This window comes from Pedobacter sp. CG_S7 (assembly GCF_040544395.1).
Taxonomy (GTDB): domain Bacteria; phylum Bacteroidota; class Bacteroidia; order Sphingobacteriales; family Sphingobacteriaceae; genus Pedobacter.
In genome coordinates this window covers 23,285-46,858 of the sequence record NZ_JBEONS010000023.1, presented here as the reverse complement: position 1 = coordinate 46,858, position 23,574 = coordinate 23,285, and the positions used below count along the sequence as shown (strand labels likewise).

Here is a 23,574-nt window from a genome sequence, read left to right as displayed (position 1 = left end):
TTATATTAATTGCAAAAGAATTTCAGAAGTAATCCTAATAAAAAGTCAATTATTAACCTAAAATTAACATTGTGCTCATAAGCAAAACTTATACTTGTAATGAAATTAAACCTGCTACCCCTGGTGTTTTACAATCATTTGTGATACAAGGAATAAATACTCAAGGTCAATCTAAAATTCATGCCCTGAAAATTACAGCACCATTGAGTTGCCCAAATTCTTTGAATTCTAAAAAGTAAAGAAGTCATTAATTTTTAGCGCTGGGGGTAGTATGGTTATTATTAATTAATGCTTTTAAATTTCAAGACCGATAATAAGGGTAAATGATCTGAAGCAAACCTTTCTGGAATAACATTATGACTGATCACTTCAAAAGGACTAGCATTTGTGAAACCTATAAAATCTATTGTACGTTTTGGATTAATAATTGGAATCGTAAATTCACAATCTTCACAAGTTCTGAAATATTGTTCATCAAACAAATTTATAGCAGTGCTACCTGGCATTGCATTCAAATCACCTGCAATGATAAAAGGTAATTTTTCTTGCTGGGCAATGGCATTAAGCTCCCTTACTTGTAACAAACGATTCGTATCTGCTTTTTGAGCATCAAGATGCGTAGTCCCAAGCCTGAATTTTTTCCCGTTCGGCAACGAAACCAAAACAGTGGCAAGTACCCTGGGTTCTCCTTTTGTATCTGCCTGTGTTGTTAAATGATGTATTTTATTTTCAGAAATCGGATATTTGGATAAAATTGCCACACCATAATCCCCTCCTTCATGATCGATAGCTTTCGCGAAATAGAAATTCATTCCTAGCATTTCTGCTAAAAAACGGGCTTGGTTTATTTTGCCTGAACGGATGGTATTTACATCCACTTCTTGTAAGGCTACCAAATCTGGGTTTTGTGCTTTAATAACGTTTGCAATAGCTTCAATATCTATTTTACCTGCTACAGCAGGCGGATTGCAATGATGAATATTATAGGACATCACCCGAAGGTTATCTCCCTCTACAACAGTTTTTTTATTGATTTTTTGAGCGCAAGAACTGAACAGGAAAATACATGTTACAAAAAGAAGCTGTTTTGCGAAATAGAAAGGGTTCATATAAAATGCTTAAATGCTACTGAAAGAACAAATGGCCGAATACGCATTCAAAATAAATGTTTATTCGGCCATAGTTAAATATAGTGCCAATTTACAAAATCTTTCTTAAGGATTGAAAGCAAATGACAGGTAATAAATGGCACCAACTTGTGGGTTACCAAAAGAAGTCTGGTAATATTTGTTCAAGACATTAGATCCACCCAATTTAACAATAGAATTTACTGATGGGATTTTTAAATTGACTTGTGCATCGAAAGTGCTGTAGGCAGGAACTTCTCCACTGGAGAAAGTAGAATTCCACATAAACTTATCTTGCCAGCGGTACTGAACATTAAAACCAAAGTTTTTAATAATCTCTTTGCTGCCTAAACCCAGGTTATACCTGATTTCTGGTGTATTGAAACTGTTGATAAAGTTCTCTGGTAGGGAACCGATTTTATTATAAGATACATTTCCACTGGCATTGAATTTTCCGAAGATATAATCGAGCCCAAATGCAGCGCCATATGATTTTAACTGCTCTGAAAGGTTAATAGGCACAGTGAATTTTGTAGTCGTCTTCGCTGGTGTAGCCGTTGCATCAGGAATTGGATTTTGATAAAGATCCACGCCTCCAATAAAGTCTTTATAAATACTATAATAACCATAGGTATCAATCAATAAATTGGTGCCTAACAAACCTTTATACCCTAACTCAAAAGACTGAACACTTTCTGGGCGAATACCTTTTGGATCTAAATTATAGGTTTGTAATACCGCAGGGTTTGGAGCCCCACCAGCTGCAGTTGCCAGAAAAGCCCTGTAACTTGCAGCTGTAACAGGTTTGTTCGTCAATAAGCCATATTTATTAACTAACTCCGGTAAACCACCAATTAAACGGGTAGAACCACCTCCTACGGCAAGGTCAATATATTGATCTTGTGTAGTTGGATTTCTATAGCCGGTTTGATAAGATGCCCTGATGTTATTATTAGGCGCTACAGTATAAACACCAGTAACCCTTGGTGTAAAACGACCTTCAAAGTTTTTACTCTTGTCATAGCGACCTGCAACAGTTAATTTTAGTTTATCTGAAAACATCTTTTTTCCCGCCTGGGCAAAAGCACCATATTCATCAATGGTGATATCGCGGGTAGCATCGTCGAAAATGGTTCCATCTGAATGCAGAAAATAGTTACGGTAAGAAGCACCCACCTGAAACTCTACCGCATTATTGAGCATGTTTGTGAAATTATACATCCCCTCATAATGGTACAAATTTGTTTTATCATTAAACTTGGCTCCATTTTGTGGTCCAATAGGTTTAGCAGTAATCACACTTTTTGCTGTTTCAAAACCTGCGGATCCAGGCATTAACCTACCGACATCTGCTTGAGATCTGGCAAAGCTTTGTGCAGCGGCATCAGGCTGACCGGCAGCTCTGGCACCTAGATAATTGGCTATATATTGCGGAAACCAAGTAGTTGATGGTTTCCATGCCTCATTAATGAAAGTACCCAGAATGGTTGCGTTGTATGCTTCTCCAGATCTTTCTTGCGTAGTGTAAGCCCGTAAAAAGAAATCTTGTCCTTTTAACTCCAGCTTATATTGTCCGATATTGAAATTCCTTAACGAATAACGGTCAGTACCAGTGTAAACAGAAGTTCCAGTGCCCCAGTTAAGCTGTGCAATCGCTTCTAATGACTTACTAAACCTATAATTTAAGGTGTTTGAAGTTTTTAACGACTTGGTGTCATAATCAACTAGATCCTGTTCTGCGTAACCTGTTCTGGAAACAAATTGATTAGGTATAGTATTGGTTCTCAAACCGAAATAAAAGGGAAGATAATTTTGCACCGTTCCCCTCAGTGCAGCAGGTAAATTGCCTAAAAATGCAGCCTGCTGTGCAGCTGTAGCAGTAGTAGGTAAACTGACATCCAATAGGTTCTTGATATTCAGGGTTCCACCGGTTGCCTTTAAAATACCAGCAATAGTTTGAGAAGCCACACTTTGAGAAACATTAATCATATTTTGGTTAATCTCGTCACCATAAACATTCACCCCATCATAGTTGGGATCAGAATTTCTATCCCCACTTTTTAATTGGCGCCCTATACGGTCGAAATTCCTGGTATCTGATGCAAACCAATCTTTAGCCTGCAAAAATGAAAAAGTTGATTTAATACCAAACTTTTTATTCCAGGCTTTAGCCACACGAAGATCCATTTGGTTAAAAGGTTCCACAGCATTTTTACCATCATTCACATGATTGACACCTGTTTTATATTGAAAGCTAACCCCCTGATAATCAAAAGGATTTTTTGAAGTCATTAATAAAGTTCCATTGATACCACCTGCACCATACAGCGCTGAAGCAGCACCTGGTAATAATTCTACGTTATCTACATCAAGTTCTGAAAGGCCTACAATATTGCCTACGGAGAAATTCAATCCAGGTGCCTGGTTATCCATCCCATCAACAAACTGGTTAAACCGTGTGTTACCGTTAGAATTAAATCCCCTGGTATTAATTGATTTAAATGTTAAACTTTGCGTACTCATCTCCACTCCTTTCATATTACTGATCGCATCATAAAAAGAGGCGGCCGGCGTTTCTTTGATCGATGCGGCACTCATTCTTTCTATAGTTACTGGTGATTCCAGGATTCGCTCTGGTGTTCTGGAAGCTGAAATTACAACCTCCTGCCCGAGTATCGCCGTGCTTTCCAGCTCAACTTCGATTCGTATATTGTTTGCCGTGATTACTTTCTCCATAGAAATATAACCAATGTAAGAGATAACGATGCTAAAAGGTACTTTCTCAGTTGTGTTAAAAGAAAAATTACCACTTCCATCAGTGGCGGTTCCAACCGTTTTTCCTTTTACAGTAATACCTACACCTGGTATAGGTTCTTTTGTTAGTTTATCAGTAACGGTTCCACTAACCAGGATACTTTGGGCTTGCGCAGAGGAGACTACAGCAAAGCATACCAAAAGCATAAATACTGCTTGAGTAATTTTTTTGATCATACGTTAATTTATTAGATGGTTAACTATATATAAATTTAGCATATTTAATCAAAATAGCAAATACAATTTTTATTTATGACATTATCAACAAATAATCATTGGCGTGTATATGATTTAGTTTTATTAAATTGCATTGCCATTTAGAATAACCCTATCAAAATGAATAAAGTCAAGGCTCTTTTTTGTATCGTCATTCCGCTTCTATTAATATATAGCTTCAACACCAAATTTGGACAAATCCCACCGCTTTTGAAGTTTTTAAACCCTTTTTCCGGCTTTTGGCAGAATGCAGAGCCTATAAAGGTTAACAGCAGCAATAAAATTGTTTTAAAAGGAACACTTGAAAATGTTGATATAGTATTTGATGACCGTATGATTCCACATATTTTCGCTAAAAATGATCATGACGTATACTATGCTCAAGGTTATGTAACTGCAATGCATCGTTTATGGCAAATGGATTTCCAGACTCGCTATGCCGCAGGCCGCCTGTCGGAAGTAGTAGGCGCTCAGGCAATTGAGGTTGATCGTTACCATCGCCGCATGGGCATGGTATTTGGAGCCGAGCAATCGCTGCAAGGTATTCTGCAAAACCCTAAGACTAAGGAAATGGTCCTTGCCTATACAGCCGGCATCAATGCTTATATCCATTCTCTTTCTGCAGCAAACTTACCTGTAGAATATAAAATACTGAACTTTTTACCAGAAGACTGGACACCGCTTAAATGTGCCTTATTGTTAAAACAGATGTCTGCCGTCTTAGCCATGGGTTCAGATGAATTCTACATGAGCAATATTCTTAACAAATTTGGCCCAGAAGTAACCAATAACCTTTTCCCAAATTACCCATTTAAAGAAGACCCCATCATTCCCAAAGGGACAAAATGGGCTTTTAAACCTCTTAAAGTTCCATCAGCACCTCTTGCTTTTAACCAAATGATGAGCAGCAACACACAAACTCATCAAAAAGAGGATGGTATTGGTAGTAACAACTGGGCTGTTTGTGGTAAAAAAACAGCCTCAGGATATCCTATACTGGCTAATGACCCTCATTTAAATCTAACCTTACCTTCCATTTGGTACCAAATTCAATTAAATGCCCCTGGCCTAAATGCTTATGGTGTTTCATTACCTGGAGCACCTGGAATTACCATTGGTTTTAATCAAAATATTGCCTGGGGCGTTACAAATGTAGCTGCTGATGTACTCGACTTCTATCAGATTAAATTTAAAGATAACGACCATAAAAGTTATTGGTATAATGACAAATGGAATAATACCACTCAACGGTTGGAAAACATAAAAATACGGGGCGAAAAAACTGAAATTGATACCGTAACCTATACACATCATGGTCCGATTGTTTATTACCAAAAACCCGAAAAATTGTCACTCAGCAATAATGTTCCTGCAGGTAATGCTTTGCGTTGGATTGCACATGAAAAATCCAATGAGCTGATGACTTTCTATTATTTAAACAGGGGCAAAAATTATGAGGATTACCGTAAAGCACTTACCTTTTATACAGCTCCTGCACAAAATTTCGCTTTCGCTTCTGTAGATAATGACATTGCCATAACTGCTAATGGAAAGTTCCCTTTAAAATGGAGAGAACAGGGTAAATTTATTCTCGATGGTACTGATCCAAAAAGTGACTGGCAAGGTTGGATTAATGCAGATCAAAATCCTACTGTAAAAAACCCACCAAGAAATTTTGTGAGCTCGGCCAACCAAAGTAGTACCGATCAAACTTATCCTTATTACATCAATTGGGAATTTAGTTCTTACGAACGTGCCAAGCGAATTAATGATAAGCTATCGGCTATGAAAAATATTACCGCAGATAGCATGCGGGTTATGCAGAGCGATTCATACAGTTTGTTTGCAGAAAATCTATTGCCAGGTATTTTAGACAAAGTAGACATGAGCACATTAAACGCCACTCAGAAAGAAGCTTTCAACCTCGTCAATAAATGGAACAAATATTTTAAGGCCAAGGAGATTGCTGCAAGTGTATTTGATTTATGGTCTAAACGCCTTTTCTTTAACATCTGGGATGATGAATTTACGATTGCAACCGTCCCAATGCGTTATCCTTCCAGAGACAAGACCATTGAATTGATTATTAAAGAGCCAAATTCAAAATGGTTCGATAATGTCAATACAACAAAAAAAGAAACCTTAGCAGATCTTGTAAATGAATCCTTTAAATATACCTGCGACAGCTTGGAAAGAAAATATGGCGCTATAGGCAAATCATGGGAATGGGCAAATGTAAAACATACCAATGTACCGCATTTAGCAAAAATACCAGGTTTTGGCTCTAAAACCTTATTAATTGGTGGTGGAAAAAGCACCATTAATGCCCTGACAGAAAGTAATGGCCCATCCTGGAGAATGGTGGTGGAATTGGGGAAAACACCTAAAGGTCATGGGGTATTTCCTGGTGGACAATCAGGAAATCCTGGCAGTCAATTTTACGACAACATGATCGATACCTGGGCAAAGGGAGAGTTATATGACCTCTATTTCATGAAATCACCTAACGACCCTTCAGCAAAAATAATTTCTAAATTAAAAATCACCAATAAATAATATGGTTTTCCTCATCATTTTCATCGCCTCATTTCTTTTGCAGCTTATCGCTCCATGGTGGGTCATTGTAATTATCTCCTTTATTACCTGCAGTTTTATTGGTAAAACGGGAAAAATAGCACTCTGGTCGCCTTTTCTAGCAATAGTATTACTTTGGACAATCATGGCTCTTTTTAAGAGTATTCCCAATGAGCATTTGCTAGCAAAGCGTGTAGGAGAAATGCTGATGGTTAAATCATGGATTTTGATATTGATTCTTACCGCTTTATTGGGTGGTTTTACTGCTGCCATTAGTGGTTTCTGCGGTTATCATTTCCGTAAGGCGATCCTAATTGAGAAAAGCAATTCTTAAAACAAATCTAGTTGCGTATTTTTGTCGGGTGAATCAAAATGAAATCTTTTCTATAAACAGCGAACAAGTCTTTAATGAACATGCTTTAGCCACCTTTAAACACCAGGCTGAAAACTGTGCCGTTTATAAATCATACCTTTACCATTTAGGGGTGCTACCGGAAACGGTAATTCAAGTTGCTGACATTCCTTATCTGCCTATTTCTTTTTTTAAAACACATCAAGTAACAAGCGATAACAGCGAACCCGAAATCATTTTCAGCAGCTCTGGCACAACAGGCACCATACAAAGCCAACATTTGGTGATCGCAGTTAAAGTTTATGAAGACAGCTTCAACACAGCTTTTGAGCAGTTTTATGGAAATATAAAAGATACTTGTTTGCTGGCACTATTGCCTTCTTACCTGGAGCGAGATGGCTCCTCTTTAATTTACATGGTAGATGCCTTATTAAAACAAAGCAATCATCCTAATAGTGGTTATTTCCTGCATAACCAACTGGAGTTGTTTAACACTTTGCAGCAATTAAAGTCGGCTAAGCAAAAAGCAATCTTAATTGGAGTAACCTATGCCCTTCTTGATTTCTTAGAAGAATACCAATTATCTTTCCCAGAACTCATTGTGATGGAAACTGGTGGGATGAAAGGCAAAAGAAAAGAAATGGTAAGAGAAGAACTCCATGATATTTTAAACGCAGGTTTTGGCGTAACAGCTATTCATAGTGAATACGGAATGACAGAGCTCCTATCTCAGGCCTATTCTTCTGGAAATGGCATTTTTAACTGCCCAAGCTGGATGAAAATTGTATTAAGAGAAGCAAATGACCCCTTAAGTTTGGTTAAAAACCAACAAACCGGCGGCATTAACGTCATCGACCTGGCCAATGTTAATTCCTGCTCTTTTATTGCTACTCAAGATTTAGGAAGGCTATATGCCGATGGCTCTTTTGAGGTTTTGGGTCGTTTTGATCATGCAGACATTAGGGGTTGTAATTTATTGGTGCAATAGCTTAAAGAAATACCACATTTACCCCGCTATTTCCCTGAACCTTAACAGGTATACCACCACCATTAAGCGTACCATCTAAGCTCCGCTCATCGTGAATACCCTTAAAATTAGTTAAAGAGCTCACTTTTAGCGGTTGTGCATCCACCTTAAGGTTGAGTCCTTTTTGACCAGGAATTTCCAATTTAATATTGCCGCCGGCACTGCTTACTTTAACGTATTTGCCAAGCTCTTTTATCGCTATATTCATACTTCCTCCACTTGTTGAAGCATCCAAACTACAACTCATGTCACTTAAATTAACACTTCCACCAGAAGTAGCTGTAATAAGTTCGCCTTTAACATTACTCCCATTAATACTACCACCACTTGTACGTGCGTTTATGGTACCCTGCAAACCGACTAGGTTTAATGAACCTCCTGAAGTAGAAAGGTCTATCATGCCAGAACTATTTTCTGCATGTATACTGCCACCAGAAGTTTTTCCGTTTATTTCTCCATTAAGTTTATCAATATGAAGACTGCCACCACTGGTCACAAATTCCTGACTACCTTTTAAGCCTGATAAATTGATACTTCCACCGCTGGTACTCAGGTCTGTGGATACATTTTGAGGAACAAATATTTTATAAGAAATGCTCAGCTGCTTTTTCCAATTGAGGCTAGATTTTGGTTTTGCAGTCACATTGAGTACCTGGTTAACAACAGAGATCGTTAAATCGTAATCTTGTTCCAGCTTTTTACGAAGGTCTTCCTTATTGATGCGACTATTGGTATTTCCAGATGGCCGAACGTACACTTCCAATCTAACATCGCCAGTTTGAATTCCTGCAACCGAAATACTACCTCCAGAAGTCCTGGCATTCACTCTATTAATCAATTTGTCCTTTAAAGAATGGATTAGGTAAGGATCTTTTTCTATGTTAAATTGAGCCTGAACAGAAAACGATAAAATAAAAAGCAACAATGCGAGCGTGAAATACTTCATGGTAATATTTTTACGATAAAGATAACAAATCTTTATGTTCGTAAACAAATCTATTCGAAACCAGGAAGCTATAAAGTCATAATTAACTCAATTCTACAGTAAGCACCTCTTCAACTGTCGTTGCCTGTCTATAAAAATCTTTAGTAAGGTCAGTTATATATTTTTTGTTTTTGAGGTCCTGCTTTTTTAAGTTAACTATCACTTCTTTGTCTTTTTCAGTTTTACTTGAAAACAGCGCTTTTGCCAGCACAATATCATGCCAGTCTCCTATAGCTGTTTGTACCTGGCCCAAATAATCCTTATTAAAGCCAATATGCAGTTCAGGCTGGAACAATTTATGGTTGAATATTAAAATTTTAAGCTGTTTACGGCAATCGTGTAACTGCTTATTAAATTTCTGTTCTCCAAGAATAGTTGAAATTTGTTGCAACTGGTTTTGATAAAATAGGTTAATAGGCTCCTCACTTATAGGTTTAATTTCCCTTTTAAGTTTTTTATAGGTGTATTTAATTTTTGCAACATGTTTATCGTATCTCAAATTAAACCTTTTGATGGCTGTTGCTAGCTGTTGCTGCTGATTTTTTTCAAATCCTGGGGTTTTTATTTGATAAGCTTTACCTAATTCCAGGTTGATGTAAGCATCGCGTATTACACCGGCCTCATTAAATATCCTTTTAACAAGTTTGAAGTGTTTAATCAATTTTGGATTATGCGCCTCACTGTCCGACAAGATCAAAAAGGCTCTTAACTTTTTAATTTGGAGCCTGAATTGATGGAGATCTTCCTGCTGTCCTTCTTTTAAAAAGGATTTCATGCTGGCGCGCATACCGCTCCACTCTTTGTCGAAATATTTTCTTTCTGCCGTCTTTTTCATAGCGGACAAGTGATTTATTTTAATAACAAAACAGAAATGGAAATGGTGTTTTTATATGCCATTTTGTTTTGATAGTACTTCGTCTATAATTCGAAGACCTTTAAAGTTTAACTCCTATTCTTTGCATTTATTTTGTGCTTCTCACTGCTAAATACACCCATTTTAGGTAATTCCTCCTCAAAAATCAGGAAAAGTGTTAATATAAAATTATTGATACAAATTCTTTACGCCTATAACTTACTAGTGAACCTACTTCGAAGATTTTCACGGTATGAATGAAAATACAGATAAATTACATATAAACGGATATAGTTAAAACCATTAAAAGCTATAAAACAAATTACTCTGCAATAATCAGGAAGTAATTTTTCTTCCCTTTTTGAACAATAAGGTATTGATCATTCAACAGGTTATTGCTGTTAAATATGGCTGTTGCTTCTTTGATTTTTTCCTTATTTAAAGAAACGCCACCTCCCTGAATCAATTTTTTAGCTTCCCCTTTTGAGGCAAAAACACTGGTTTTTTCAGCCAGTAAAGTGCTTGCATCTAAACCTTTGGCCAGTTCCTCTTTAGCAATCGTAAACTGCGGGATACCTTCAAAAATTTCGAGTACCTGTTCCTTATTTAGGGTAGCAAAGAACGCTAAAGAGCCATTGCCGAATAAAAAATCTGAGGTATTAATCGCCGTTTCTAATGCTTCAACACTATGTACTTTAACGGTAATGTCTTCTGCGAGCGATTTTTGCAAAAGGCGTAAATGCGGCGCTTCATTGTGTTGTGTTTCTAATCCTTCGATCTCTTCTCTGGTTTTTAAGGTAAAAATCCTGATCCATTTTTTTACATCATCATCAGAAGCATTTAACCAAAACTGGTAAAACTTATATGGGGAGGTTTTCGTCGCATCTAACCATACTGCTCCAGATTCCGTTTTACCGAACTTGGTGCCATCTGCCTTTTTGATTAATTGCGTAGTGATGGCATAAGCCGTGCCACTGTCTTTTCTGCGGATCAACTCAGTTCCGGTAACAATATTTCCCCATTGGTCAGAACCACCCATTTGCAATAAGCAATCATGGTTTTTCCACAGGTAATAGAAATCATAACCCTGTATCAACTGGTAACAGAATTCTGTAAAAGATAATCCAGCTCCTCCATCGCCTTCCAAACGTTTTTTAACGCTGTCTTTGGCCATCATGTAATTTACGGTGATGTGTTTTCCTACATCCCTGATAAAATCAAGGAAATTTATATTTCTAAACCAATCTGCATTATTCACCATTACAGCGTCATTACCCCTATCACCAAAGGTTAAAAACTTACTTAACTGGTTTTTAATACCGGCTAGGTTTATAGCTAACTGTTCTTCCGAAAGCAGGTTTCTTTCTGCCGATTTTCCTGAAGGATCGCCAACCATACCTGTTGCACCACCAACCAAAGCAAATGGCTTGTGACCAGCGCGTTGAAAATGAATCAAGGTCATAATTTGTGTTAAATGACCAACATGAAGAGAATCAGCAGTAGGGTCAAATCCAATATAACCTGAGGTCATACTTTCTTTTAATTTTTCTTCTGTATGAGGCATGATATCATGTAACATACCTCTCCAACGTAACTCTTCAACAAAATTGGTCATCTTCTTCCTTTTCCGGCAAATATAGGAAAAGCTAGGTTAACAGCTAAAATTGGATAGCCTTTATCGTCCATATTCCAAAGATTTTGACTATTTTTAAGCTAATGAACTTTTTATCCCACTATTATTTTGATCAACAGGAAACAGACTCCCATCTGGTTATTGGAATAGTTTTGCCAGATTTTATTAAAAATGCACATAAAGATTGGAACCTGAATCCGCAGAAAGAAGAACACTTATTTTTAGATTTCCCGAGAGAAGCAGCTATACTAAAAGGATGGAAAAGACATTTAGAGGTCGACCGCTTATTTCATGGTTCAGATTTTTTTACTTCCCAAACTGCTGAGCTTAAACAATTAATGATGCCCGCAATGCAGACCGGCCCTGTCAAACCTTTCTTCCTTGCCCACATTGGTTTAGAACTTATTTTAGATCACCTGCTTACTACAAAAAACCAGGTTAACATTAACCAATTTTACATACAATTAAATGAGGCCAATAGCGACTCGCTCCAATCTTTTTTAATGAAGGCAGGAGTCAATGACATGGACTTGTTTATGAAATTTTTAGATGGATTTATTTCCAGCAGGTATTTGCTCAGTTATCAAAAGATCGAAAACATAACTTATGCCCTTAACCGCATTTGTATGCGATTATGGCATGAACCATTTACACTCGAACAATTGGAACAGCTTACAGAAAGTCTCATTATTTATAGAGATACCATTACGCCTGATTATATGAACATTTATAAGGAGATTGAAAAAAAATTATAAGTGCAATTCCTCCCTGCTGATGAAGATCAGCATCTTTTCGTATCTTCGCTTTTATGTCAAAATCTGCTATAAAAGACACAATGGATGCTTTGGTTAAAGAACTTAACCAACACAACTATAATTATTACGTGCTTGCAACACCTACTATTTCCGATTATGAATTTGATCAGAAATTAGAAACACTCGCCAAGCTGGAAAAAGAAAATCCTGAATTTGCAGATCCTGATTCCCCTACCTTAAAAGTTGGGGGAGAAATCACCAAAAACTTCATTACCGTTAACCATAAATGGCCAATGCTTTCTTTGGGTAATACTTATAATGAGCAGGATTTACTGGATTTTGATGAACGCATCAGGAAATCAATTGGTGATAATTTTGAATATGTTTGCGAATTAAAGTTCGACGGACTATCTATAAGCCTAACCTATGAACAGCATAAACTGGTGCGTGCGGTTACCCGTGGTGATGGAAAAAAGGGCGATGATGTGACCAATAATGTAAAGACGATCCGCAGCATCCCTCATCAGCTTAAAACAATGGAGGCGCCAGAGATCTTTGAAATCAGAGGTGAAATATTAATGCACCTTGCCGCTTTTAACCGCCTTAACAAGGAACGGGAAGAGCTTGGCGAAATTTCTTATGCCAACCCAAGAAACTTTGCCTCCGGAACCATTAAAATGCAAGACTCCAATGAAGTGGCCAAAAGGCCCTTAGACTGCTTTTTATATGCTATGAATACAGATAAAACTCATTTTAAAACACATTGGGAGAGTTTACAGATTTTAAAAACCTGGGGCTTCCATGTAAGCGAACACACCATACTTGCGCCTTCTATAACTGAAGTATTTGCATTTATTAAGTATTGGGAACTTGAACGCTTCAAATTGAGTTATGCTATTGATGGCATTGTTTTGAAAGTAAACAGTTATGCGCAGCAACAGGAATTAGGTATTACTGCAAAATCACCACGTTGGGCAATTTCTTACAAATACAAAGCGCAGGAGGTGGAAACCATTCTGGAAAAAGTAACTTACCAAGTAGGCCGAACGGGTGCTGTTACGCCGGTTGCCAATCTAAAACCGGTATTGCTTGCCGGCACCACAGTAAAAAGGGCCACCTTACACAATGCCAATGAAATTGAAAGATTGGATTTGCATTTGGGCGACAGTGTTTTTGTAGAAAAAGGTGGAGAAATAATCCCTAAAATTATTAATGTTAACCTTGAAAAAAGAAAACTTGGTGCTGTAAAAGTAATTTACCCTGTTATTTGCCCGGAATGCGATACCCAACTGCTTAGAAAAGAGGGTGAAGTGGCTTTTTATTGCCCCAATGATGAAGGTTGCCCACCACAAATAGTAGGTAAAATACAGCATTTCATCGGCAGAAAAGCGATGAATATTGACGGACTGGGTGATGAAACCATTGAGGCTTTCTACCAGAAAGGATTGATCAGGCATATCAGTGACCTTTATACTTTAAAAGATAAAGCGGAAGAGTTAAAAACAATAGCCCGCTTTGGAGAACGATCTATAGAAAATATGTTGAAAGGCATAGAATTTTCTAAACAAATGCCTTTTGAGAAAGTATTGTTTGGTCTTGGCATTCGGTATGTTGGAGAAACGGTAGCCAAAAAACTAGCCTTCGCCATAAAAAACATCGACCGCTTAATGGCTGCTTCTCTAGAAGACCTGGTTGCAATTGATGAAATAGGACAACGCATTGCAGAAAGCATACAGGAATACTTTAATAAACCAGCACATTTGTTACAAATAGAACTCCTAAAAGCGCATAATCTACAGTTTGAGGCAAAAGAAATTGAAATTACACTGCAAAGTGAGAAATTAAGTGGAAAAACATTTGTAATTTCGGGAGTTTTCGAGAAATTCAGTAGAGAAGAGCTTAAAGAATTAATTGAAAGTAATGGTGGTAAAATTTTAAGCAGTATTTCTGCAAAACTTAGTTACCTGGTTGCCGGAGATAATATGGGGCCGTCTAAATTGGAAAAAGCGCAGAAACTTAATGTCCCCCTGATCTCAGAGGACGATTTATTAGAGATGTTGAAATAAATAGAAAAATGAAAAAATTTCATGGAACCGGTGTAGCTATAGTTACACCTTTTAATGCAGATGGATCGGTAGACTATGATGGGTTGAAAAACTTAATCAATCACCTGATCAATGGTAAAGTAGAATACCTGGTATCTTTAGGTACTACAGGAGAAGCATCAACACTCAATAAAGACGAAAAGAAAAAGATCTGGGAATTTACTGCTGAAATTAACAATGGACGCATACCATTGGTTGCAGGTATCGGCAGCAATAATACTGCTGCAGTTGTTGCTGAAATTAAAAATTTTCAGGCAAATGGTTATGATGCCATTTTATCTGCCAGTCCTTATTATAACAAACCTACACAAGAAGGAATTTATCAACATTATAAAGCTATAAGTGAAGCCAGTGATTTACCTGTTTTTCTTTACAATGTGCCCGGTAGAACGGCCAGCAATGTAAGTGCAGAAACAACCTGCAGGTTAGCTAATGATTGCAAGAACATCATTGGTACAAAAGATGCTTCTGCTAACTTTGAGCAGTTTAATCAAATTTTGCGCGATAAGCCTGAGGATTTTATGTTAATTTCTGGTGACGATGCTGCTGCATTACCCCTAATTGCCATGGGTGCTACTGGCGTCATTTCCGTAATTGGTAATGGTTTACCGCAAGAATTCTCTGAAATGATCAGGTACTGCCTTGCTGGCGATTTTAAAACTGCAGCCACTTTACATTTACGATTAATTGAAATTACCCGCTTAGTTTTCGCTGAAGGAAATCCTTCGGGCGTTAAAGCAATACTTAAATATTTAGGAATTTGCGGAGATGGGGTAAGGTTGCCTTTAATGAGTGTAACAAAAGAGTTGGAACAGCAAATCATTAAAGAGATTGAAAAGCTGAGCGCTTAAAGGTTTCAAAAATTTATGCTATTAAAATTTAATAGTTTTAAAAAAAAAGACTGTCACATCATCATGCTGACAGTCTTTTTTTTGTCGCCACATTTTAAGTGAAATCGTTTTATTTCAAGTTAGGGTTGACAGGTCGTTAGTAGGTCGTTGGTAGGTCATTGGTAGGTCGTTGGTAGGTCTAAATGACCTGCGAAGGACCTACCAAGGATAAGGAAAGAACCTGCCAATATTACATCAAGACTCCACTCACGCTGCTAAGTCGTAATTCAGCTCATAAAAGTTTGGATAATAAAAAAAGACTTCATAAAAAAAGCGGTCTCCAAACATATTGGAAACCGCTTTCACTAGGTTGTCGCTACTTAAACCGCTAACTTATTGTCTTTATAATAGCCGCTTATTAAGCGTTCAGAAATTGCACTAAATGCAACCAGTGTGCGCTCAACATCTTCTAAAGTATGAACAGCTGTTGGTATTAACCTCAATTCAATTAATCCTCGAGGAATTACCGGGTAAACTACAATGGAACAAAAAATAGCATAGTTCTCGCGAAGATCCATTGTTAATGCTGTGGCTTCCAGCAACTCCCCTTTTAAAAACACAGGAGTAACTACGGTATTAGTAATGCCAATATCAAAACCACGTGCTCTTAATCCAGTTTGTAAGGCCGTGGCTATATTCCACAAATTCTCCCTAAGTTCTGGCTTGTTCTTCAATAATTCCAGGCGCTTCAATAAGCCGATAACCATTGGCATCGGCAAGGCCTTTGCAAAGGTTTGAGAACGCATATTGTAGCGGAAAAAATTAGTGATTTGTTCAGATGAAGCTACAAATGCACCTATTCCAGCCATTGCTTTAGCAAACGTACCAAAGTAAATATCTACCCCATCAATGCAATTTTGTTCTTCATGGGTTCCAGCTCCTGTGCTACCCATGGTACCAAAACCATGCGCATCATCAATTAATAACCTGAAATTAAAATCTTTTTTAAGGTCAACAAGCTCTTTCAGCTTACCCTGTGCACCTGACATTCCAAAAACACCTTCTGTTATGACAAGGATACCGCCACCACTCTGTTCTACCAGCTTTGTAGCTCGCTCCAGCTGCTTACGTGCACTTTCTATATCATTGTGCTTATAAACAAAACGTTTGCCCATGTGCAGCCTTAAACCGTCAATGATACAGGCATGGCACTCACCGTCGTAAACAATTACATCGTTACGGTCTACCAGACAGTCAATAATAGATAACATACCCTGGTAGCCATAGTTCAATAGAAAAGCATCTGGTTTGCCAACAAAGGCAGCCAGTTCCTGCTCTAATTGTTCATGATATTTGGTATTACCAGACATCATACGTGCACCCATCGGGTAAGCCATTCCAAATTCTGCCGCTCCGGCTTCATCTGCTTTTCTAACTTCAGGGTGATTAGCTAAACCAAGATAATTATTTAAGCTCCATACTAAATGTTCTTTTCCACGGAAATGCATATGAGGAGCAATCTCGCCTTCTAGTTTTGGGAAAGAAAAATATCCATGCGACCATTTTTGGTGCTGCCCTAGCGGGCCCATATGCGTTGCTATCTTTTCAAAAATATCCAATTTTATATGTTATTAAGTTAACTTATTTTTTGCAAATTTAAGGTTTTATCAATTGATATGCAATAAGAACAAACGGACAAGTGTTTATAAATGTAAAAACGTCTTTTAGATCAAAAGCCTTAACAAAATAAATGCTAAGGCTTTTGATCTAAATTGTTATATCTTAATCAACATTGTCATGTAAAAAAGAATTATTCGGTCTTATCTCCGTGGTACCATCTTCATCATTACTTAAGGTAAATCTGGAAACTTGCGACTCTGAAGAATGCTGAACCTGTTGTAATTGCATTTGCTTGCGTTTATAAGCTGGTTCATTCTCCAATTCTTGTAAACCATTGCTGGTACGCAGTTTCATGCTCAAATCTTTTAACCTTAATATTCTTTCTTTTGATTTCTTAAGCTGATCTTCGATAGATTCATCGCTTTTGTCATCATCTAATCCTGTTTCTTTTTGGGCTTCTGATTCATTAGCCATTCCTTTTGATCCAAAATGAGCTGCCGGTTTTTCAAAAACGTAGTCTGTTTCTGCAAGTTTTATTTCAAATTCAAAGCCTTTTTCCGATTTTGTTTCTGGAATTTCTTCCTCTATCAACGTATGTCTGATAATATGATCGGGCTCTTCCGTTTTCCTTGATTTAGCACCGTTAAACATATCAGCAAAAAGATCAGGTTGTTTTTCCTCTTTAGCCTTAAGTACAGGCTCATTGGAATATACTTCTATCTTTGGTTCAATGAAAGAATTTACAGCTTCAATTGGTTTTACTAATGGAGCCTCTTCAGGGGTTAATAAAGAAATCTTTTTAACGTTCTTTTTATCATGTGCACGTTGTTCCGTAGTTTGAAAACCAGTGGCAATAATAGTTACAGATAATTTATCTTCCAGATTTTCATCAATACAATTACCCCAGATTAAATCTGCTGAAAGACCTGCTTTATCTTGGATATAATCAGTGATAATCGTAACCTCATCCATCGTTACTTCGCGTAGACCAGAACTAATATTCAGTAAAATGTAACGCGCACCTTCAATTTCATTGTCTTTCAACAAAGGAGAAGCCAACGCACCCTCAACCGCATTAATAGCTCTGTCTTCACCATCACAGGCAAAACTACCCATAATACAAACACCACTGTCTTTCATCACCGTGCGCACATCCTTGAAATCCACGTTAATGTAACCAGGCACTGTAATGATTTCTGCAATTCCTTTGGCGGCGGTTGTTAAAATGTCATCTGCCTGGGCAAATGCCGATCCTAAGGTTAAGTTACCAAAAATCTCCCGTAACCGGTCGTTAGAAATCACCAGATAAGAATCCACATACTTCTTTAACTCATCCAACCCATCTTCAGCTTGCATCTTTCTACGCTTACCTTCAAAAGAGAAAGGAGTTGTAATGATGGCAACTGTAAGTATATCAAGCTCTTTGGCTGCCTGCGCTATGATCGGACTTGCACCCGTTCCAGTACCTCCACCCATCCCTGCCGTGATAAAGAGCATTTTTGTAGTGCTGCCCAACATCTGCTTGATGTCATCAATGTTTTCAATAGCAGAGTTCTTTCCCACTTCTGGTATGGAACCTGCACCCATTCCTTCAGTCAGACTTGCACCTAATTGAACTTTATTTGGAATAGGACTAAACTCTAAGGCCTGGGCATCAGTATTACATATAATAAAGTCTACACCAGTAATTCCTTGGCGGTACATATGGTTTACCGCATTACCACCACCGCCACCAACACCAATTACTTTGATGATCGATGACTTATCTTTTAACATTTCGAACTGCATATCTTTATGAATCAGTTGTTTAAAATTTAGCCTAACCTGTTCATTTACCTAATGTAATATTAACACTTTTTAAACAGGCGATTTCCACAAATGTTAGTAATGTTGAAAAATCACTGTTTGTGGAAAATTATTACGGTTTTATATAATCTTCATCACTAACGTTCATATCATCTTTGATAAAGTCTTTGGTTTTAGCCAAAAGCTTATCAAACAACCCTGTACCGCTTCGCTTTGTTTTCTCTTTTACTTCTAAAGGTTTTTCAACAATAACACCTGGTTGTTTCATTTCCTCTATTAATTCTTCCGCTTTCTGGATTCCTTTAATTAATAAACCAACACTAGTGGCATACATCGGACTTTTCAAATCGTCGTAAATGGCTTTAGACATATCCTCGAATTTTGACAAGTGCTCATTAGGATAACCCACACGGCAATCTAATCCAGTTACATATTCCACCAATTGTGATAAATGTTTTAATAACGCACCTCCGCCTGTGATTACCACACCTCCGATTAGTTTTTTCTCATAACCTGAAGCTTTAATTTCGTAATACACATGCTCAATAATTTCCTCCATACGTGCCTGTATAACATAGGCAAGATTTTTAACGGAAATTTCTTTGGGTTCTCTGCCTCTTAATCCAGGTACACAAATGATTTCATTTTCTTTGTTTTCTTCAGCAAGTGCAGAACCGAACCTTGTTTTTAACAATTCAGCCTGGTTGCGCATTACCGAACAACCTTCTCTAATGTCTTCTGTAATGCTATTACCACCAAATGGAATTACTGCAGTGTGACGGATAATGCCTTCATGAAAAATAGCTATATCTGTAGTACCACCACCAATATCAACCAAAGCAATACCTGCTTCTTTTTCCTCATCGCTTAACACCGATTCAGAGGAAGCCAATGGCTCCAATATTAACTCCTGGGTGGTTAACCCCGCATTCGAAACGCACCTCATTATGTTTTTCACAGCAGTTACCTGCCCTGATATGATGTGGAAATTCGCTTCTAAACGAACACCCGCCATACCAATCGGGTCTTTTACACCAGGCTCATTGTCAATGGTAAATTCTTGCGGCAAAACATGGATAATTTCTTCACCGGGGGGCATAACCAGTTTGAACATATCATCTATTAATTTGTCAATGTCTTTTTTACCAATTTCATTTGTCAATTCTCTTCTAGTGAGTATACCGCGGTGCTGCAAACTTTTAATATGCTGCCCTGCAATACCCACATTAACAACGCGAATCTCGACATTAGATTGCCCGCTTGCTACTTCCACAGCCTGTGTTATGCCTTGAACAGTTTTTTGTATATTAGAAACTACCCCACGGGTTACACCCGAGGATTCAGCTTTCCCTATGCCTAACACTTCAATCTTCCCATGTGTTGTTCTGCGCCCCACGATGACACAGATCTTTGTAGTGCCTATATCCAGTCCGACTACTATTGGAGACTGGATGGTAGATTTTTCTTTGCCCATAACTATATAATTGACTAATGCGTTTTATTACTTGTTTTTTTCCCTGCTTCCGTTTTCACTTCTTTTGCAGCTTTATCACTCTGATTCTTTAAACTCAAAGCTATTTTAGCTATCTTAAGTTTATGATCTTTGTCTGCCTCTCTAAGGAACAGTAGCCTTGTAGAATCAGGGAAATTTCGCTCACAAACAATCTGGTTTGTGAATTTTATGTTAATTGTTTTGTAGGTATCCCAACCAACTTTTGGCATCGCTTTTTTATAAAAAACCATTAAATTTTTCATTTTTATTTCCAACGAATCAGCATTACCCAGAATGATGCGCTGGTTACCTACACGTGGCACTAATTCCATATCTTGTCTTTCGTCTATAAAAATCTGCTCAATTTGTGCATTCCACAAGGTATCGGCATTTATAAATAAAGCAGTTCTATATAAATCCTGTCCTTTCTTAGTCGATAAAGTGTCTAATCTACCACTAAAGTGTTCCCTAATATTTCCATTGGCTACTAATACATTGGCAGTAAAATTTGCCGAAACCGGCATCTTTAACCCCTCTTTGTCAATATAAAAATCTTGTCCACCTGCATTAATTACTCTTAAAATCGGTTGTCTTTGCTTAATCTCAATATGTATTACTCCATCCATATCGGCATATACTTTAGCTAAGGCGATATAGGGGTTGGACATCATTTTTCTTTCTATTTCATTGAGGTCAATATTTAAAAGTTTGCGGCCAATTAAACTTCCCTGACTTTGTTTTAATAGCACATCGACCTCTTCCCTCTCAATAAAATTATCAGCCCCTGGTATAAATATTTTGATGTTGCTGCAATTTACAGTATGTCTTTTAACACTGATAAAACTCATGAGCACAATTACTCCGGCCAGGCTAAATACCCAGGCAAATACTTTCAAAATAGATTTCCAATTGATGCCTTTAAGCATGGCTCAAAATTTGTTTAAGTGGTTGAATCAGTGTATCTATGTCACCTGCGCCAACAGTGAGGAGCAGTTCAGGTTGTTTATTCTTTATTATTTGCAGCGCCACCTCTTTATTTATAACTGTTTTATTGTTTAAGGTAATTTTATCCAATAACCACTGCGAATTAATTCCCTCCAAAGGCAATTCTCTTGCAGGATAGATGTCCAACAATAATAAATCATCTACCGTGCTTAAAACAGTCGCAAAATCTGCTGCAAAATCTCGTGTTCGTGTAAACAAGTGAGGTTGAAATAGGACGGTTAGTCTTTTTTCAGGATAGAGTTGTCGTACTGCATCAAAACATGCTTTTAATTCTTGTGGGTGATGTGCATAATCATCTATATAAATATGAGTTTTAGTTTTTACAATATATTCAAATCTTCTTTTTACGCCTTCAAAAGTAGCTATAGCGGTTTTAATATCCTGAGCCTCAATCCCTAATTTCAATGCTACAGCAATAGCTGCCACTGCATTTTCTATATTATGTTTTCCAGGTAACATTAAAGATAAGTCTTTAATGTCTGTTTGTTCAGAATGGTAATCAAACAGGAAACGGGAATTGATTACTCTAATATTGCCACCGTTTACTGAGGCCTGTTCATTTAAGCCATAAGTTACTCCATTTGGAATAGTTAACCCTTCTTTAACAAACAAAGTGCCATCTAATTTCAATTGTGCAGCAAAAAGCTGAAAGGTTTCATGTAATTGTTCTGCATCTCCATAAATATCTAAATGATCGGCATCTGTGGAGGTTATAATGGAAATATCAGGGTTCAATGTTAGGAAAGAACGATCATATTCATCTGCTTCAACCACTACTACATTGTTTTCCCCAATCAGGAAATTGCTATCGTAATTGGTGGCTATACCACCTAAAAAAGCTGTGCAGCCAAAACCACTATGGGTTAAAATATGAGCAATAATGGAAGAGGTAGTTGTTTTACCATGTGTACCTGCTACAGCAATACAAAATTGACCTCTACTAATGATGCCCAATACTTCCGCTCTTTTCTTTAGTACAAAACCATTGTTCTTAAAAAAATTAAGTATAACTGAGTCTTTAGGAATTGCAGGGGTATAAATGATCAGTGTGTCCTCATTTTTTTCACGAAAACTAATTGGCAACCCAGCATCCTCATCAAGGTAATTAACGGTGATGCCTTCCCTTTCCAATGAAATGGTCAAGTTTGTTCTAGTTTTATCATAACCACAAACCAGCGTACCACGTTTTGCAAAATAACGGGCAAGTGCACTCATACCGATTCCACCGATGCCTACAAAATATACCCTGTTAATTGCTTCCAATTCCATATTAATTCTTTTTTTGTACTAAGTTAAAAACCTCTGTTGCAATAAGCTCATCTGCTATTGGCAGTGCCATTTTCCCAATATTCATAGAAAGTTCTTCACATCTATTTTTATTATTCAATAATGCTAATGCAGTTTCCACCAAAGTGTCTTCTGCAGAACGATCAACTACAATTATAGCGGCGTTATTTTTTGCCAAGGCCATGGCATTTTTTGTCTGGTGATCTTCAGCTACGTTAGGAGAAGGAACTAAAATAACCGGCTTATTAACCAGGCAAAGCTCAGCTATGGTACCTGCGCCAGCCCTTGAAATAATAACATCTGCCGCTGCATAGGCAAGGTCCATGCGATTTAAGAATTCCAAAATACGCACATTGGGATGAAAGTCAAGCCCCAGGCGTTTAATGATACCTGCATAATAAAATTTACCTGTTTGCCACACCAACTGGATATCTTGGTCAACAATTTCCTGAATATGTTTTTCTATACTTTTATTTAATGTACCTGCACCTAAACTGCCTCCGGTAACCAGAATAATTTTCTTTAAAGGATCTAGTTTAAGCAGCTCTGCACCAATAAAGTGTTTATTGTTTACGTCAATGACCTCCTGCCTTACTGGGTTTCCTGTTTTAAGTATTTTTGAAGCGGGAAAGAATTGATCCATGCCATCAAATGCAACACATATTTTTGAAGCCTTTTTACCCAACCACTTATTGGTAATACCTGCGTATGAATTTTGTTCCTGAATTAAATAAGGGATGTTTTTTAATGATGCGGCAAGTAATAAAGGGCCAGAGGCATAGCCGCCAACACCAACCACAACATCGGGTTTAAAGGTGTCAATAAGTTTTAATGCTTTACGAAGGCTACCAATGATTTTGAAGGGTAAGGATAGGTTTTTTAATATGGAGCCTCTCTGAATACCATTAATTTTGAGCCCTACAATTTCATAGCCGGCAGCAGGAACTTTTTCCATTTCCATTCTACCTTCAGCACCTACAAATAATATTTCGCAACCAGGTTCTCTGCGCTTTAACGCATTAGCTATTGCAATGGCTGGAAAAATATGCCCGCCAGTACCGCCACCTGAAATAATTATTTTAGTTAGTCCCAT

17 protein-coding genes are annotated in these 23,574 nt (G+C 37.5%); 6 read left to right on the top strand and 11 right to left on the bottom strand.

Annotated features, from left to right (window positions below; all coding sequences use genetic code 11):
* Nucleotides 1–281: 281 nt before the first annotated feature.
* Both AAKU52_RS12475 and AAKU52_RS12470 read right to left on the bottom strand, forming a co-directional pair.
* Nucleotides 282–1,109, bottom strand: coding sequence for an endonuclease/exonuclease/phosphatase family protein (locus AAKU52_RS12475; RefSeq protein ID WP_354333923.1), 828 nt, complete (start codon nucleotides 1,107–1,109; stop codon nucleotides 282–284).
* Nucleotides 1,110–1,214: 105 nt separating this feature from the next.
* The gene (locus AAKU52_RS12470) at nucleotides 1,215–4,118 is read right to left on the bottom strand and encodes a TonB-dependent receptor domain-containing protein (RefSeq protein ID WP_354333921.1); all 2,904 of its coding nucleotides are present in this window, start codon (nucleotides 4,116–4,118) and stop codon (nucleotides 1,215–1,217) included.
* A gap of 159 nt (nucleotides 4,119–4,277) precedes the next feature.
* Between AAKU52_RS12470 and AAKU52_RS12465 the strand changes: the two genes are divergently transcribed.
* From AAKU52_RS12465 to AAKU52_RS12455, 3 genes are read left to right on the top strand one after another with little or no spacing between them, the layout of a single operon-like run.
* Nucleotides 4,278–6,713: a penicillin acylase family protein gene (locus AAKU52_RS12465; protein ID WP_354333918.1), complete on the top strand. Its 2,436-nt coding sequence runs from the start codon at nucleotides 4,278–4,280 to the stop codon at nucleotides 6,711–6,713.
* A gap of 1 nt (nucleotide 6,714) precedes the next feature.
* The gene (locus AAKU52_RS12460; RefSeq protein ID WP_354333916.1) at nucleotides 6,715–7,065 is read left to right on the top strand and encodes a hypothetical protein; all 351 of its coding nucleotides are present in this window, start codon (nucleotides 6,715–6,717) and stop codon (nucleotides 7,063–7,065) included.
* Nucleotides 7,046–8,071: a LuxE/PaaK family acyltransferase gene (locus tag AAKU52_RS12455; RefSeq protein ID WP_354333914.1), complete on the top strand. Its 1,026-nt coding sequence runs from the start codon at nucleotides 7,046–7,048 to the stop codon at nucleotides 8,069–8,071. Before AAKU52_RS12460 ends, AAKU52_RS12455 begins: the two co-directional genes overlap by 20 nt.
* A gap of 1 nt (nucleotide 8,072) precedes the next feature.
* On the opposite strand, the gene AAKU52_RS12450 is transcribed toward AAKU52_RS12455, so the two are convergent.
* From AAKU52_RS12450 to tyrS, 3 genes are all read right to left on the bottom strand, one after another.
* Complete coding sequence (locus tag AAKU52_RS12450; protein ID WP_354333912.1) at nucleotides 8,073–9,056, bottom strand: DUF4097 family beta strand repeat-containing protein; 984 nt, start codon at nucleotides 9,054–9,056, stop codon at nucleotides 8,073–8,075.
* 82 nt (nucleotides 9,057–9,138) lie between these two features.
* Nucleotides 9,139–9,930: a CHAD domain-containing protein gene (locus AAKU52_RS12445; protein WP_354333909.1), complete on the bottom strand. Its 792-nt coding sequence runs from the start codon at nucleotides 9,928–9,930 to the stop codon at nucleotides 9,139–9,141.
* Between the two features lie 340 nt (nucleotides 9,931–10,270).
* The gene (gene tyrS / locus AAKU52_RS12440; protein WP_354333907.1) at nucleotides 10,271–11,563 is read right to left on the bottom strand and encodes a tyrosine--tRNA ligase; all 1,293 of its coding nucleotides are present in this window, start codon (nucleotides 11,561–11,563) and stop codon (nucleotides 10,271–10,273) included.
* A 101-nt stretch (nucleotides 11,564–11,664) separates the two neighbouring features.
* Here tyrS and AAKU52_RS12435 point away from each other — a divergent pair, with 101 nt between their 5' ends.
* Genes AAKU52_RS12435 through dapA form a run of 3 tightly spaced genes read left to right on the top strand, consistent with a single transcriptional unit; the run spans nucleotide 11,665 to nucleotide 15,292 of the window.
* Nucleotides 11,665–12,336, top strand: coding sequence for an ACP phosphodiesterase (locus tag AAKU52_RS12435; protein ID WP_354333905.1), 672 nt, complete (start codon nucleotides 11,665–11,667; stop codon nucleotides 12,334–12,336).
* A 53-nt stretch (nucleotides 12,337–12,389) separates the two neighbouring features.
* Nucleotides 12,390–14,402 carry an NAD-dependent DNA ligase LigA gene (gene ligA, locus AAKU52_RS12430; RefSeq protein WP_354333903.1) on the top strand — a complete coding sequence of 671 codons (2,013 nt, stop codon included), beginning with the start codon at nucleotides 12,390–12,392 and terminating at the stop codon, nucleotides 14,400–14,402.
* An 8-nt stretch (nucleotides 14,403–14,410) separates the two neighbouring features.
* Complete coding sequence (gene dapA / locus AAKU52_RS12425; protein WP_354333901.1) at nucleotides 14,411–15,292, top strand: 4-hydroxy-tetrahydrodipicolinate synthase; 882 nt, start codon at nucleotides 14,411–14,413, stop codon at nucleotides 15,290–15,292.
* 359 nt (nucleotides 15,293–15,651) lie between these two features.
* Here dapA and AAKU52_RS12420 read toward each other — a convergent pair whose 3' ends face one another.
* The 6 genes from AAKU52_RS12420 to murG all read right to left on the bottom strand — a co-directional run bounded on the left by AAKU52_RS12420 (nucleotide 15,652) and on the right by murG (nucleotide 23,574).
* On the bottom strand, nucleotides 15,652–16,890 hold the full coding sequence (locus tag AAKU52_RS12420; protein ID WP_354333899.1) for an aminotransferase class I/II-fold pyridoxal phosphate-dependent enzyme: 1,239 nt from the start codon (nucleotides 16,888–16,890) through the stop codon (nucleotides 15,652–15,654).
* A 163-nt stretch (nucleotides 16,891–17,053) separates the two neighbouring features.
* Nucleotides 17,054–18,679, bottom strand: a complete 1,626-nt coding sequence (gene ftsZ / locus AAKU52_RS12415; RefSeq protein ID WP_354333897.1) for a cell division protein FtsZ — start codon at nucleotides 18,677–18,679, stop codon at nucleotides 17,054–17,056.
* Nucleotides 18,680–18,809: 130 nt separating this feature from the next.
* Entirely contained in the window at nucleotides 18,810–20,171 is a 1,362-nt protein-coding gene (ftsA, locus tag AAKU52_RS12410) for a cell division protein FtsA (protein WP_354333895.1), read from the bottom strand.
* A gap of 14 nt (nucleotides 20,172–20,185) precedes the next feature.
* Complete coding sequence (locus AAKU52_RS12405; protein ID WP_354333893.1) at nucleotides 20,186–21,115, bottom strand: cell division protein FtsQ/DivIB; 930 nt, start codon at nucleotides 21,113–21,115, stop codon at nucleotides 20,186–20,188.
* Entirely contained in the window at nucleotides 21,108–22,463 is a 1,356-nt protein-coding gene (murC, locus tag AAKU52_RS12400; RefSeq protein WP_354333891.1) for a UDP-N-acetylmuramate--L-alanine ligase, read from the bottom strand. Before murC ends, AAKU52_RS12405 begins: the two co-directional genes overlap by 8 nt.
* Nucleotide 22,464: 1 nt before the next feature.
* Nucleotides 22,465–23,574, bottom strand: coding sequence for an undecaprenyldiphospho-muramoylpentapeptide beta-N-acetylglucosaminyltransferase (murG, locus tag AAKU52_RS12395; protein WP_354333939.1), 1,110 nt, complete (start codon nucleotides 23,572–23,574; stop codon nucleotides 22,465–22,467).